The sequence below is a fragment of the Brevibacillus sp. BD137 genome, assembly GCF_041644655.1.
In the GTDB taxonomy this organism is placed as follows: Bacteria; Bacillota; Bacilli; order Brevibacillales; family Brevibacillaceae; genus Brevibacillus; species Brevibacillus brevis_D.
The window spans coordinates 120,056-133,529 of sequence record NZ_JAOTNO010000007.1; the positions used below are offsets into that span (position 1 = coordinate 120,056).

The 13,474-nt window shown below is 47.4% G+C and carries 14 protein-coding genes; 10 read left to right on the forward strand and 4 right to left on the reverse strand.

Annotated features, from left to right (window positions below; all coding sequences use genetic code 11):
• The first annotated feature begins 525 nt into the window (after positions 1–525).
• The 8 genes from ODZ53_RS17095 to ODZ53_RS17130 all read left to right on the forward strand — a co-directional run bounded on the left by ODZ53_RS17095 (position 526) and on the right by ODZ53_RS17130 (position 9,111).
• Positions 526–1,857 carry an ABC transporter substrate-binding protein gene (locus ODZ53_RS17095; RefSeq protein WP_015892947.1) on the forward strand — a complete coding sequence of 444 codons (1,332 nt, stop codon included), beginning with the start codon at positions 526–528 and terminating at the stop codon, positions 1,855–1,857.
• A gap of 29 nt (positions 1,858–1,886) precedes the next feature.
• Positions 1,887–2,834: a carbohydrate ABC transporter permease gene (locus tag ODZ53_RS17100; protein WP_199929724.1), complete on the forward strand. Its 948-nt coding sequence runs from the start codon at positions 1,887–1,889 to the stop codon at positions 2,832–2,834.
• Between the two features lie 17 nt (positions 2,835–2,851).
• Positions 2,852–3,679 carry a carbohydrate ABC transporter permease gene (locus ODZ53_RS17105; protein ID WP_199929725.1) on the forward strand — a complete coding sequence of 276 codons (828 nt, stop codon included), beginning with the start codon at positions 2,852–2,854 and terminating at the stop codon, positions 3,677–3,679.
• Between the two features lie 23 nt (positions 3,680–3,702).
• Positions 3,703–4,665, forward strand: coding sequence for a GNAT family N-acetyltransferase (locus ODZ53_RS17110; protein WP_372678571.1), 963 nt, complete (start codon positions 3,703–3,705; stop codon positions 4,663–4,665).
• A gap of 30 nt (positions 4,666–4,695) precedes the next feature.
• A complete protein-coding gene (locus tag ODZ53_RS17115) occupies positions 4,696–6,309 on the forward strand; it encodes a glycoside hydrolase family 3 protein (RefSeq protein WP_372678573.1) in 1,614 nt (537 codons plus the stop codon).
• 38 nt (positions 6,310–6,347) lie between these two features.
• Positions 6,348–7,262: an N-acetylmuramic acid 6-phosphate etherase gene (murQ, locus tag ODZ53_RS17120; protein WP_372678575.1), complete on the forward strand. Its 915-nt coding sequence runs from the start codon at positions 6,348–6,350 to the stop codon at positions 7,260–7,262.
• Positions 7,263–7,436: 174 nt separating this feature from the next.
• Positions 7,437–8,372: a cation diffusion facilitator family transporter gene (locus ODZ53_RS17125; RefSeq protein ID WP_199929729.1), complete on the forward strand. Its 936-nt coding sequence runs from the start codon at positions 7,437–7,439 to the stop codon at positions 8,370–8,372.
• 121 nt (positions 8,373–8,493) lie between these two features.
• On the forward strand, positions 8,494–9,111 hold the full coding sequence (locus tag ODZ53_RS17130) for a DUF3267 domain-containing protein (protein WP_372678577.1): 618 nt from the start codon (positions 8,494–8,496) through the stop codon (positions 9,109–9,111).
• On the opposite strand, the gene ODZ53_RS17135 is transcribed toward ODZ53_RS17130, so the two are convergent.
• Positions 9,108–9,449 carry a DoxX family protein gene (locus tag ODZ53_RS17135; protein WP_372678579.1) on the reverse strand — a complete coding sequence of 114 codons (342 nt, stop codon included), beginning with the start codon at positions 9,447–9,449 and terminating at the stop codon, positions 9,108–9,110. The genes ODZ53_RS17130 and ODZ53_RS17135 overlap by 4 nt on opposite strands.
• Positions 9,450–9,558: 109 nt before the next feature.
• On the opposite strand from ODZ53_RS17135, the gene ODZ53_RS17140 reads away from it, so the two are divergent.
• The gene (locus ODZ53_RS17140; protein WP_372678581.1) at positions 9,559–10,263 is read left to right on the forward strand and encodes a Crp/Fnr family transcriptional regulator; all 705 of its coding nucleotides are present in this window, start codon (positions 9,559–9,561) and stop codon (positions 10,261–10,263) included.
• Positions 10,264–10,322: 59 nt separating this feature from the next.
• Here ODZ53_RS17140 and ODZ53_RS17145 read toward each other — a convergent pair whose 3' ends face one another.
• Positions 10,323–10,997: a hypothetical protein gene (locus ODZ53_RS17145; protein ID WP_372678583.1), complete on the reverse strand. Its 675-nt coding sequence runs from the start codon at positions 10,995–10,997 to the stop codon at positions 10,323–10,325.
• Positions 10,998–11,109: 112 nt separating this feature from the next.
• The gene (locus ODZ53_RS17150) at positions 11,110–11,601 is read right to left on the reverse strand and encodes a DUF2569 domain-containing protein (protein WP_372678585.1); all 492 of its coding nucleotides are present in this window, start codon (positions 11,599–11,601) and stop codon (positions 11,110–11,112) included.
• A 149-nt stretch (positions 11,602–11,750) separates the two neighbouring features.
• Here ODZ53_RS17150 and cuyA point away from each other — a divergent pair, with 149 nt between their 5' ends.
• Entirely contained in the window at positions 11,751–12,749 is a 999-nt protein-coding gene (cuyA, locus tag ODZ53_RS17155) for a D-cysteate sulfo-lyase (protein WP_372678587.1), read from the forward strand.
• Between the two features lie 61 nt (positions 12,750–12,810).
• Here the strand turns inward: cuyA and ODZ53_RS17160 are convergent, their stop codons facing one another.
• A complete protein-coding gene (locus ODZ53_RS17160; RefSeq protein ID WP_372678589.1) occupies positions 12,811–13,335 on the reverse strand; it encodes a DinB family protein in 525 nt (174 codons plus the stop codon).
• Positions 13,336–13,474: the final 139 nt, after the last annotated feature.

Here is a 13,474-nt window from a genome sequence, read left to right on the forward strand (position 1 = left end):
ATCCCCGTTATTTGTCAGTTGGGTGTACATGATTTAATACGGAAAGAGATTCGAATAAGTAACGGGAAAAATTGTGAAAAATTTATAACAGACGAACGAAGGGAGAAAGTGTCGAAAAATAGTTTTGAAATTTTATTTCAAATCTGACAATTCATCTTGATATTTTATTTCAAGCGTCTATAATACAAAATATGTAATCCATTACCACGTCTCATCATAATGTAAGCGCTTAATAATTCTGCGGACTAAAGGGGTGATATCGTGTTGAATGGCGGGTTGCTGCGCATCCGCGAATCGTTGCACAATATCAAGCGTTCTGAACAAAACGAAGGAGCTGTTCTGCGCCATTCTGATTCCCACTTCCTCCTTAGATTACACAAACTCCTGCCTTTATCCTTTTATCCTATCAGTTAGTAAAGAGTCCATTACCTTCAAAGTATCCACATGTAGCTAGAAGTACGTGAGGCGTTTGGAAATATCGTTAGCTATGCAAGTTTTCATTTATTGCAATTGGGGAGGTTTTCCATGAAAAAGAGAAGGTTTCTTTCAGTACTCGGTTTGATTGGCTTAACCGCGGCATTACTTATTTCCGGATGTAGCAGCCAGTCCTCCACACAGCAGGGGGACAAAGTCGAATTGTATATGGGCTACAACTCTGATCCGCCCACGAAGAAAAAGATGGAAGAAATTATCGCAAAATTCGAACAGTCACATCCGAACATCAAAATCAAAACAATGACAGCACCTTATGATGACTTCTATCAAAAGCTGACGACTCAGATCGCGGCTGGGAATGCACCTGATCTTTGGCAGAGCGACGGGACAAAAGTATTTGGCTACGCTCAACGTGGCGCGATTCTCGACATCACCGACTACGTCACGAAAGAAATCAGCAAAGAGGAGCTCAACGGTCTGGAATTCAACAAAGACTCTGACGGGAAGTATTGGGGCGTGCCGCAGGGCATCCAAGTCGGAGCGCTTTTCTACAACAAGGATTTGTTCGACAAAGCGGGCGTACCATACCCTACGGCTGACTGGACCTGGGATGATTTAAAGGCGGCTTCCGTCAAGCTGACCCTCGATGCCAACGGGAAAAATGCAGACGATCCTGCTTTTGACAAAAAATCAGTGAAGCAGTACGGCTTCGCGTTCTTCGGTAGCTCACGCGGGGCGTTTAACATCCTGAAAGCGTATGGTGGCGGGGTATTGGACCCGACGTTGAAAAAATCGATTATCAACAGCCCGGAGAACAAAAAAGCGGTCGAGTGGATGGTCGACGGCATGCAACGCAAGCTCTTCCCGAATCCGGCTGATTTGAAGGCGTTCCAAAGCAACTTCAAAGCGTTTTTGAGCGGGGCTGTAGCGATGCAAATCGATATTTACGCAGCAACAACCTCGATGAATGGTGCAGGGTTGAATTACGATGTCGCTCCTATGCCAAAAGGGCCGGACGGCAAACGCTTCGCGCCCGTCATCGCCAACTCATGGGTCATCAACAAAAAAGCAGAGGAAGAGAAGGTCAAGGCCGCTAAAGAATGGATCACCTACTGGACGACATCTGATGAAGCGCAAAAAGAGTGGACAGAGGTAGGCGAAGCTATTCCCGTGAAAAAATCAGTGGCGAATTCCGAAATGTTCCTAAACCCAGCCACGAAGCCGGAAAACAAAAAAGTGTTCCTCGATACCTTGGAGTTCGCAGGCACGATTGATACCAACGCTGTCTTTACCGAGTGGGTGAAGGTGTTCACGGATAATCTGGCGGAGCTGTTCATGGATAAATACGGAACGGACGACTTCATTACGAAAACAGACCAAGGCATTCAAAAAGTTCTGGATGATTTCTTCAAGAAGCAGTAGTCATCTATCAGTGAGGATGTGTGCCAACCATGCTAGAGCTGCAAACCAAGCAACAGGCGAAGCCTGCTGTGAAAAAGAGAAAATGGTTGGATAGCGAGGGGAGATGGGGACTGCTCCTGGTCTCCCCTTATCTCATCCACTTTCTCGTATTCGTCGTGGGAACATCGGTCGCGTCATTGTACTTTAGCTTTTCGGATTACGATATTTTAAATCCGCCCAAGTGGACGGGCTTGGACAACTACGCAAAGCTATTTGAAGACCCGCTGTTTTATCGCTCGTTATGGAATACGGTCTATTTTACAATCCTGTACGTTCCGGCCAAAACGTTTTTGGCTTTGCTATTAGCGGTAGCCCTGAATCAAAAGCTAAAGGGCCTGAAATTTTTCAGGATGGTTCACTTTTTGCCGGTGATCTCCTCATGGACAGTGATCGCGTATGTAGCGGATGCGGTATTTAACCAGCGGATCGGTTTTGCCAATGCTTTTCTAACCAAACTGGGCATCGCCCCGCAAAACTGGCTGATTGATGAATTCTGGGTCATCCCGGTCTTGGTTCTCATCGCCATCTGGAAATCGGTCGGTTACATGATGATTATTTTTCTCGCTGGGCTGCAAGGAATTTCTTCTGACATGTACGAGGCAGCCTCGATTGATGGAGCGAACGCTTGGCAAAAGTTTTGGCGGGTGACAGTCCCGATGATTTCCGGCACGACCTTTCTGGTCATCATCTTGAACACGATTTACTCCTTCCAAAACTTCGAACAGATTTTTGTCATGACGGGTGGCTCTACAGAGGCAGGCTCGACAGGTGGTGCGAATAACGCCAGCCTCGTCCTGATGCTATTCATGTTCCGTCAAGCATTCAGCTTTTTCAAAATGGGCTACGCCTCTGCTATCGCGTGGGTGTTGTTCCTTATCCTGCTTGCCATTACGCTCATCCAATTCAAGCTGCAAAAGAAATGGGTTCATTATGATTAAGAGGCAAGGAGGTAACCATGCAAAAGCGTTTTCCACTCAATAAAATCGTTGGATACCTGTTTGTCATAGCGAGTGCGTTGATTATGCTGGCACCGTTTTTGACGACCGTGTTTAACTCGCTGAAAACCTACAAGCAGTACATGCAATTTCCGCCAGAATGGCTGCCCAATCCAACACAGTGGAGCAACTATACAACCGTGTGGGAACAGGCGAATTTTAGCAGCTATACGATCAATAGTCTGATTGTCGCGATTCTTTCTGTTATCGGGGCTTTATTGTCCAGCTCGATGATTGCCTTTGCCTTTGCCAGGCTGCGTTTTCCTTTCCGCGATACGCTGTTCATGATCGTGCTGGGAACGATGATGATCCCGGGGATCGTCACGATAGTCCCGCAGTTTATTATCTTTAAAAATTTGGGACTGCTCGACACGTTGGCTCCGCTTTGGATTTTGGAGTGGCTCGGACAGCCGTTTGCCATTTTTTTAATGAGGCAAGCATTTTTAAATATCCCGAAGGATTACGAGGAAGCGGCAAAGCTGGATGGCTGCAATCCGTTCCAGATTTACTGGCGAGTGTTTTTGCCGATGTGCAAGCCTTCCTTGGCAACACTGGCAGTCTTTACGTTTATGGGGAAGTGGAATGAGATTTTGGCGCCAGTCATTTATCTCATTTCGGACGAGAACTTTACGCTGCCGATCGGGATTTTGTCTTTGAGCGGTCAATACAAGACAGAGGATCAACTGCTGGTAGCAGGGGCCTTGATCAGCTTGATCCCGATTTTGATCGTGTTTCTGTTTGCCGAGAAATATTTTGTGGAAGGCTCCAAAACTTCTGGATTGAAATAGGGCGTAAGGGAGGCAAGCATCCGATGCAATACGTACCTTGGGACGATCAATATGCGGACGCTCTGTGCGAGCTGTGGAATCAGGAGTTGGGTGATCGCTTTCCCATGCGGACGGAGCTCATGCGGCAAAATAGCTTCGAGGATCAGAATGTAGTCAAAGCCGGGTCGTGGATTGCGGTAGATGCTGTGACGCAGCGTCCCGTAGGTTTTGTCGTAGCCAAATGCTGGCAGGAAAGGCTCGACATTCAGTTGGGAAAAGGCATTGGCTGGATACAGGTCTTGCTCGTGTCTACAGCACATCGCGGGCAAGGGGTCGGACGTGAATTGCTGGCAAGAGCAGAAAATGCATTGCGAGAGCAAGGGGTGGAAAAGGTCTTGCTGGGGCGCGATCCGTATCATTACTTCCCGGGCATACCCGATGAATCTGCGGAGGTAAAAGCATGGTTTGAGCGACAAGGGTATCACTCGGAGGATCGGTTGGAGAACGATCTGCTAGGGCAGTATCCCGAACCAGCAGAGCTGGAGTTGCCAGAGGTACCAGATGGCCGCTTTCGACTGTTGACGAGGGAGGACGAAGATGCCTTTTTGACCTTCTTGCATCGATGCTTTCCGGGGCGCTGGGAGTATGAAGCCATACACTATTTTCAGCGGGGAGGAACCGGACGCGAATTTGTCGTGGTGGAGCTGCACGGTGAGATCGTCGGTTTTTGCCGGATCAATGATGCCAATTCCCCATTTATTGCCCAAAACGTCTACTGGGCACCTTTGTTTGCAGATGGGCTGGGCGGCGTCGGTCCGTTGGGCGTGGATGCGGAGTACAGAGGACGGGGCCTGGGACTGGCGATTGTGGAGGCAGGCATTGTGGCTTTACGAAATCGCGGTATATCAAACATTGTCATCGATTGGACGACGCTGGTCGATTTCTATGCGAGGCTCGGGTATCGCAGCTGGAAGCAGTATGCGAAGTACGGCAAAACATTCTCTTAACAAGAGTGGGTCAGTAGGGAGGAGGATTCCATGCAAGCCGAACATATGACGGTGGAACAGAAGGTCGGGCAACTGCTGATGATCGGTTACCCTACGCTGGATATTCCCGAAGAAATGGAAGTGTGGATCAAACAAAAACAGATTGGCAGCGTGATTCTTTTTAGCCGCAATATCGGGACACCGGAGGAGACTTATCGACGCGTACAGAAGCTCCAGAGCTGGGCGTATGAGTCTTGGCATCCCTATCCGCTGTTGGTCGGAACTGATCAGGAAAATGGCGTGGTTTCCCGTCTGCAAAAAGGGGCGACGCGCTTCCCAGGAGCGATGGCTTTGGGGGCCACAGGCAATCTCGATCAAGCCAAGCGCATCTACGAGGCAACAGGTGAGGAGCTACGTGCAGCAGGGATTTCAGTCAATTTCGCCCCGACAGTCGATGTGAACAACAATCCGGACAATCCTGTCATTGGGGTGCGATCTTTTGGAGAAGCGCCAGAGCAGGTAGCGCGGTTTGGTGAGGCCGCCATTCAAGGCTTGCTTGCGAGTGGTGTCATTCCCGCTATCAAGCACTTCCCTGGTCATGGTGATACGAGCATCGATTCACATGAAGCCGTTCCTGTGCTTGGGCATGATCGGACGCGATTGGATCAAGTCGAGTTGATTCCATTCCAGCGCTGCATTGCGGCAGGAGTCCCCATGGTAATGGTTGGACATATCAGTTTGCCCAGTATGGATGAGTCGGGCTCTCCTGCTACGTATTCCAAGGAGATCGTAACGGGAATATTGCGTGAGTCACTCGGCTTTGATGGGGTCGCGATTACGGATTGCATGGAGATGGCAGCCATTGCGGGTACCATCGGGGTTGCAGAAGCGGCGGTTCGTTGTGTGCAGGCTGGGATTGATCTTGTGCTGGTTTCCCACACGCATGAAGTTCAGCAAAAAACGTACGATCGACTCGTTGCAGCCATTCATTCGGGGGAGCTGTCGGAGGAGCGGGTCAACAAAGCTGTAAATCGCGTGCTTCAATTAAAGAAACGATTTCTTTCCTGGGAACATTGCTTGCATGCAAAAGGCCCTTCCTTTGACCGTGTCCAGCATGCAGACATGGCGAAAAGTGCACTCGCCCAAGCCATAACCTTAGTGAAAAATCAACATCAGCTACTTCCTTTACAGAGAAGCACGCATCTGCTCGGTGTCATTTTTCCTGGGATTGCCAACCTTACTTTGGCAGAGGATGGGCAAGCAGCTTCTGGCGATCTGGTCGAACCATTGAGAAAATACCGTGAAGTTGAATACTATATGATGTCGACGCTCAACCCGACTGAGGATGAAGTGGAGATGGCGGCGCATGCGATGTTAGCCACGGAGCAAATCGTCGTTTTTACGTACAATGCCCATATTTTTAAAGGCCAATCGCTGCTGGTGAATCGGCTCATTCAACAGGGGAAAAAGGTCGTGGCTGTCGCCCTGCGAAACCCGTATGATTTCTTGGTAATGCCAGAGGTGGATGCGTATCTTGCCGTTTACGACCATACGTACCAAGCCATAGAGCTTGTGGCAGACATTTTGTTCGGCGAACGAAAGGCCGCTGGACATCTTCCGGTCAGCCTGTTTCCATCGGAGAAAAAGCAGCATGGTATGGGGTAGAAAGAGAAGATGAGTGTAGATGGGTGGGAGGTAACTGGATGAAGTTTCACCTGCGTGATTTAACGACAGAAACAAGGAATCGGAATACGGAAGAGCTGGATAAATTCTCTACGATGGAAATTGTCCAGATTATGAATGAAGAGGATAAAACAGTTGCGTTTGCCGTTGAAAAGGAGCTGGCTTCGATTGCAGCGGCCGTTGATTTGATCGCAGAATGTCTGGAAAACGGCGGAAGACTCTTTTATTTTGGAGCGGGAACGAGTGGGAGATTGGGCTTGCTCGATGCTGCTGAATGCCCCCCGACCTTTGGGACGGACCCCTCTTTGGTGCAGGGGGTCATAGCTGGCGGAGAAAAAGCGATTGTCAGGGCAGTCGAAGGAGCCGAAGACGTGGAGCAGAACGGCAGGGAAGATGTGATTGCCTATGGCGTGAAGGCAGGGGATGCCGTGGTGGGAATTGCAGCGAGTGGTCGGACACCTTATGTCATCGGAGCATTGGCGGAAGCAAGAAGGCAGCAGGCAAAAATCATTTCGGTGTCCTGCAACCAGGTGGCGCAGATCAGCCAAGGTGTGGATGTGGCGATTAATGTGGTAGTAGGGCCAGAGGTCGTGACCGGATCGACTCGCTTAAAAGCAGCGACGGCCCAGAAGATGGTTCTCAATATGATTACGACCGGATGCATGGTACGGTTGGGGAAAGTGTACAAAAATTTGATGGTCAATGTGCAGGTAACCAATGAGAAACTGAAGGAACGGGCAAAACAAATCGTGGCAGAAGCAACCAACGTCTCCACTGATGAGGCTGACGTACTGTTGCAGAAGGCAGATGGTGACGCCAAACTGGCAATCGTCATGCAAAAAACAGGGCTGCAGGCAGAGGACGCAAGCCGCTTGCTCACCCAGTACAAGGGCAATATCCGACGAGTTTTGGAAGGGAATCATAATCAGGAGTGATCAGCCTAATCCTTTTGGATGAGGCTTTTTTTGTTTTGGTACCACATGACTGGTAATGAAAATCACTTGTATGATCCATAAAATGTTCATTTGAATAGTAGCGAAAAAGAGGATATGATTACATTTATTCTTATATTATAATTTTTATAAATTGAATGGACAGAGGTGATAGGTATGAAAAAGGGTGATTTTCACCATCTTGATCATGTGAAAGAACAGCAAACATCGAAGAAAACATTGTGGATTACGCTCCTATTGACGTTGTTTTTTACGATCGTGGAGATTGTGGGGGGCTTGATGTCCAATTCACTCGCGCTCCTGTCTGACTCCGCCCATATGATTTCTGACGTCGTTGCATTAGGGTTGAGTATGACCGCTATTTATATGGCGACACGTAAGCCGACGAAGAAGTACACGTTCGGATTTCTCCGTTTTGAAATTATTGCTTCGTTCTTGAATGGCTTGGCTCTTGCTGTGATTTCGATCGGGATCGTGATTGAAGGGATCAAGCGGATGATTAATCCGCAAGACGTTGATTTGCAGTTGATGCTGACCATTGCATCCATCGGTTTGGTTGTAAACATTGTGCTGACCATCGTACTTTCCCGCAGTATGAAGGAAGAAGACAACCTCAATGTAAAAAGCGCGTTATGGCACTTTATTGGAGATTTGCTCAGCTCCGTCGGTGTAATTACGTCGGCGATTCTCATCTACATGACCGGCTACTACTTGTTCGACCCGTTGATTAGCTTGGTGATTGGGGGCATTATTTTTACAGGTGGTGCCAAAATCATTCGCGAGTCGCTGCTCGTGTTGATGGAATCTGTTCCAGAGCAATTTGATCTCGATCAAATCCGTCAGGACCTTAGTGAAGTAGAGGGTGTGGAGGATGTTCATGAGCTGCACCTGTGGGCGGTATCCACGGAACATTACTCCCTGACAGCGCATGTGTTCGTTCGTGAAGGCATCCAGCCGTATTGTGTCATTCTGGCGATTAATCACATTTTGCAAACGAAGTATGGAATTGACCATTCGACGATTCAAATCGAGCACCCGACGATTCTGGATCACGGGGAATATGGCAAACAGTTTTTGTTGAACCAAGTATAAATGACCATGAGAAAAAGGCTGTCTCCAAGCAAGCTCTGGAGATAGCCTTTTTTATTTATCTCCCCATTAAAGAAACTGATTACAAAGGGTGAACGTCTTACTAGAAAGGGGAGGTTTTTTTATGAGAATCACAACCAAATTGCCACAGTATCATGAAAATGTACATGTTGAGTTGATGAAAAATGAATGGGTTCCACTGAATGAACCACAGAGTTTGGGCAGGGCAACTCTTTTATCGATTCCTTTCATGCTGATCAATGCACTCATCGTTTTTGGGATCATCCATATTTTTTCGCCAATAACCTTGCAGGAATTGGGGCTGACATCTGACTCGCTATCCATATCCATTGACTTCGGTGTGATATTCTCTCTACTCGCCTTGGTCTTTATTCATGAATGCTTGCATTTGATTTTTATCCCGAATTTCTTGAGATCAGAAAAAACATGGATGGGGCTAACGTTGTTTGGCGGGTTTGTAGCAACAGAAGAAAAGATTCCAAAAGCAAGATACATCCTGATTACCGTCGCTCCATTCATGCTCATTTCGGTTATGTTGCCTTTTCTTCTAGGTTTTTTGGGGCTGTTCACTACTGTATTAAAATTTATGATTTTGATAAACGCAATCGCTTCATCGGTCGATATGCTGAATCTTTTCCTGGTGATGAAGCAAGTTCCGAAACAAGCAAGCTTGATCAGTAACGGACAAAAGACGTACTGGAAAGCGCTCGGAAACGATTAAAGCCAAAGGAGAAGCAATGAACAAATAAGCAAAATTCCTGCATTTATCGCCATGACGGGTTTATGCTTTGCCCGAAAAAGATGGGCATGGATAGCACCGAGCATGAGGATGGCGAACAGGATACAAGCGAATGGTAAGACTCCGGGAATCCAAAAGGAGCTAATTACGCCGATAACTCCGACCAGCTCAAGTGAGGCAATCACGTCCATAAACCAAAGGGGGTACCTGTATTCCTTCCAGTGCTGAAGCATAGAGTTTGCGCGTAAAAATTTCATTAACACAGAGATGGAAAACATCAAAGCCAAGATCAGTGAAAGAATCATGATGAATGTGTTCAACGATTTACACTCCTTTGTTCATTCGAAATCCATTGCTTAACGAGGAGTATAATGGGAGTGATCCATAGAATATGTAGTCCAGCCTACAGTGAGCAGGAGGAAGTACAGGGTGATCGAAAAGGAGAAATTTTTATCCCGCATCAATTTGTTTCAGTCGTTAAGTGAAGCAGAGCTAGCCCAATTGGAACCGGCGACTCCTATGGAAGTGGTCAAAAAAGGAACGATAATTTCCTCCCCTTACCTGGAGCTAAGAAGGCTGTTTTTGATCAAGGCTGGGAAGGTTCGTCTATACAAGCTTTCGGCTGACGGCAAAGAGCTGACGATTGATTTGCTCGGCACAGGTCATGTGTTTGGCGAGATCGGGTCGTTTACGATTAGTTCAACCAATATGTACGCCGAAGCGTGGGAAGATTCGGTGATTTGTTCGATTGAAAAAGGACAATTTGAAGAGCTGATGCTGGAGAAACCGAGGCTTGCCTTGCATTTTATCGAGATTGTTTCCAATCGCTTGCAAGAGGTAGAAGAAATGATGGAGCTCATGGCGTATGGAAGTGTGCGACAGCGTCTCGTATATTTGCTCGGTAGGCTGTGCGAGAAATACGGAGGAGAGCGCCAGGCTGACGCACCAGAATGGATCGAGCTGGCAGTGAACCTGACGCATCAGGAGCTGGCGACGATGATGGGGTGTATTCGTGAAACCGTAACAGAGACGCTCCATGAGCTAACTGTAGAAGGCATCGTGAAGAAGGAGGGACTACGAAAGCCGTTATGGGTGCATCGGGACCGATTGAGGGAAGCATTGGGGCGGGTGTAAACCAACAAAATCCCGTTGCCCTGTCAAAAAGGGAACGGGATTTCGTTGGTAGAAGCAGCTTATTCGACGATGATTTTGACAGTGTCAGTGACAGCGTCGTATTTGTTTTTTGCTTCGATGGTAAGCATGTATTCACCAGCTTGATCCGCACTGAATAAGATTACTTTTTTGTTTCCCTTGCTGGTTCGGGTTGTTGAAAGCTCTGTAACTTTTGTGTTGTAAGTAAATTTCGGTGTGTACTTCGAAGAGTAATTGATCAGAATGGGAACCTCAGTCCCTTTTTTTACATGTACGGAACCGGGAGTGACAGTCATTGTAATTTTATTTGGATTTAGTATTTCGATAGTGGCGGTTTCTTTAATTGTTATTTCGCCATCTTTCAATTTTAGTTTTGCTTGGAACTGAACAAAGTACACGCCTTCCGAGGATAGTGTCAAGTTACCTGTTGTTGTATACGTTGCATTAGACTTTCGGTATGTAGTTTGAACACTGGTGATCGCATTGCTTATACTATCGCCTCCGACAGAGGCCACTTTAAATACTACATTCGTGAGCTCACCACCCGTTTGCGTGTTCACCGTTAATTTCACACGCTCCCCAATGCTATAGCTTTCTTTCAAACTGGTAAACTTGGTTACATATCCTTTTGGGTCCATCGATTGAGAAGCGAAGGCGTTGCCAGACAAGGTAAATAGCAGAACAATTGCCATTGCAAAACGTAAAAAAGTCTTCATCTTTCCACCCCTAAACAAAATAGTAATTTTCCAAACTTAGTACATTATCTAATTAATTACTTATTTTTACAATGGCATTTTCTATCGTTCAAGAAGAGGGGATTCCCATCTCTCATTCATTCACAAATGTATTCTTTACTCGTATGGACAAGCGGAAATAGGGAATCCAGATCATTGCGGTAATGCCAGTCTGGAGCAATCTTAGTCCCGATTGCTTGACAAACTGACTTGTATCTCCGAAAAGACTGTCAAAGCTCGCCAAAGCCAACAAATCGATCATGTTCAAGATGAGATAAAAAAGAATCAGGCCAACAAATAAATGGGGAGCACGTTTCTTTTTCTGGAAATAAAAAACGAGAAGGATCAGTGAAAATGCGAGCAAACCTATCTCTAACAAAATGCTGCCGTAGTAATACAAAGTGAACAACAGACTCTGCTCCATAAACGGTTGGAGTCCTTCCATTGCTTCAGCATGATCTTGAAAAATGCCGATAACGGATGCAAGCACGGAAAATGGGCTGAGAATGACCATAATCGTCGGCCAGATTAACCAGCCGCCTAATCCTTTTGGCTTCTTTACAGTTTCTTCAACTTGGACATTCATTCGTGTTTTCTTACCTCTCTGTTCGTAATTGTGGATACCAGATAATGGTATAGAATGAAAGGGGTAAGGTCAATTGTGAAAACTACGATTTTTGCAAAGGAAGTTGGCAGGGCTAATTCCAAGATACGAGAGAAGAAGGGAAGAAAAGCATGAACAAAATCCGTTACCATCGCAGAACATACACGCAGGGCCATACACCAATCGAAAGGCTGGAGCGATTGTCCAAAGAGTTAGGCGGACCGAGTATTTCTATCAAGCGAGACGACATGCTTGGCTTGACAGCAGGTGGAAACAAGACGCGAAAGCTGGAGTATTTGGTGGCGGAGGCAATCGAGCAAGGGGCAGATACGTTGATTACATGCGGAGCTGTCCAATCCAATCACTGCCGGTTGACACTTGCGGCGGCAGTTCGCGAAGGTCTGCACTGCCAGCTCGTGCTGTCCGCGCCTGAGACGGGGGACTACCAACCGCAAGCGAGTGGCAATCATCTGTTGTTCCACTTGCTCGGAGCAGAAAAAATCGAGGTCATTCCCGCAGAGGCAGATTTGCTTGCAGCGATGGAAGAGCTCGCTGTAAGTCTGCGAAAACAAGGCAGAAAACCATATCTGATCCCTGTAGGAGGCTCCAACGAAGTCGGGTCCTTGGGGTACATGGCGTGTGCGGAAGAAATCGAGCAGCAGGCTTGGGAAACGATGACTCCGTACGATTATGTCGTGACGGCAACGGGAAGCGGCGGTACCCAAGCAGGCTTACTTGCGGGATTTATGGCGCGTCAGTCTAACACGCAGGTGATCGGGATTAACGTAAGCCGCGATCGGGCTGCACAAGAAGCAAAGGTGATGGGTTTGCTACGTAGTACAGCAGCACTGATTGATTTGCAAGGGGACATACATGCAGAAGCTGTGCTCTGCGATGACAGGTTTGTCGGGCCAGGCTATGCGATTCCGACGGATGGCATGATCGAGGCCGTTCAGCTGGTTGCTCGGACTGAGGGGATTTTGCTTGATCCTGTCTATACCGGAAAGGCGATGGCAGGGTTGATTGGCTTGATTCGCGAAGGGCATTTTAACAAGAGTGATCAAGTATTGTTCCTGCATACGGGTGGTTCCCCTGCACTCTATACGGTTCCACAGTTGTTTTTGCCGTAAAAAGACAGGCAGGGGTAGCGATGACGTACATTTCCGTTCAGAGCTACCCTTGCCTGTTCAATTATTTGGTTAGAATACCTAAATATTCGCTCCATGGCCCTACATCAGCCGTGTACCTTTTTGCCATGACCCGTACGATTTGCGCCGTATGCGTTAAATCGTGAACGACCCACGTAGAGAGCAATTCCCGTACTTTTACGACGCCAAAAGCAGGATGGAGTCCGGTTAATTCCAGATGCTTTTCCGGTTCCACGAGCGTTCGCAGCTTGGCTATGTTTTGGGCTCGAAGCGTTTTGAAGTCCAGCAGCTTTTGCTCGAACGGTCTAACCGAGTTGTCCTGTAAGTGAGCATACCGATCAAAGGGAGGAAACTGTTTACTCTCTCCCTCTTGCAGAATGATTTCCAGACGTGGGAGCCAATTCGTTTTCTCAGCTTCAATAAGGTGTTCGATCACGTCGGTGGCATTCCAGGTGTCGTCGCCTTCGTTGTGCAGCAACCACCCATCCGATAAGCCCGATAACAAGGATTCCAATGCTTGTGGCGTACGCGCTAGAACCTCAATCGCTTCATCCAGATTAAAATTCATGGTACGACTCCTTTCGGTAGGGAATCCGGAGTTATTTGCTTTTCACCAACGCCATCCCTTCCCATTTGTTTGGAGAAGGGTGGATTTGTTTGTGAGAATCTGTACGAGGAAGGAATGAATTTAGTTCCGTATCCGTATA

Coding starts and splice junctions, on each gene's coding strand:
- ODZ53_RS17145 (WP_372678583.1), bottom strand. CDS start 10,997: ATGAAGACTTTTTTACGTTTTGCAATGGCAATTGTTCTGCTATTTACC.
- ODZ53_RS17105 (WP_199929725.1), top strand. CDS start 2,852: ATGCAAAAGCGTTTTCCACTCAATAAAATCGTTGGATACCTGTTTGTC.
- ODZ53_RS17150 (WP_372678585.1), bottom strand. CDS start 11,601: ATGAATGTCCAAGTTGAAGAAACTGTAAAGAAGCCAAAAGGATTAGGC.
- ODZ53_RS17095 (WP_015892947.1), top strand. CDS start 526: ATGAAAAAGAGAAGGTTTCTTTCAGTACTCGGTTTGATTGGCTTAACC.
- cuyA (WP_372678587.1), top strand. CDS start 11,751: ATGAACAAAATCCGTTACCATCGCAGAACATACACGCAGGGCCATACA.
- ODZ53_RS17115 (WP_372678573.1), top strand. CDS start 4,696: ATGCAAGCCGAACATATGACGGTGGAACAGAAGGTCGGGCAACTGCTG.
- ODZ53_RS17130 (WP_372678577.1), top strand. CDS start 8,494: ATGAGAATCACAACCAAATTGCCACAGTATCATGAAAATGTACATGTT.
- murQ (WP_372678575.1), top strand. CDS start 6,348: ATGAAGTTTCACCTGCGTGATTTAACGACAGAAACAAGGAATCGGAAT.
- ODZ53_RS17125 (WP_199929729.1), top strand. CDS start 7,437: ATGAAAAAGGGTGATTTTCACCATCTTGATCATGTGAAAGAACAGCAA.
- ODZ53_RS17160 (WP_372678589.1), bottom strand. CDS start 13,335: ATGAATTTTAATCTGGATGAAGCGATTGAGGTTCTAGCGCGTACGCCA.
- ODZ53_RS17110 (WP_372678571.1), top strand. CDS start 3,703: ATGCAATACGTACCTTGGGACGATCAATATGCGGACGCTCTGTGCGAG.
- ODZ53_RS17100 (WP_199929724.1), top strand. CDS start 1,887: ATGCTAGAGCTGCAAACCAAGCAACAGGCGAAGCCTGCTGTGAAAAAG.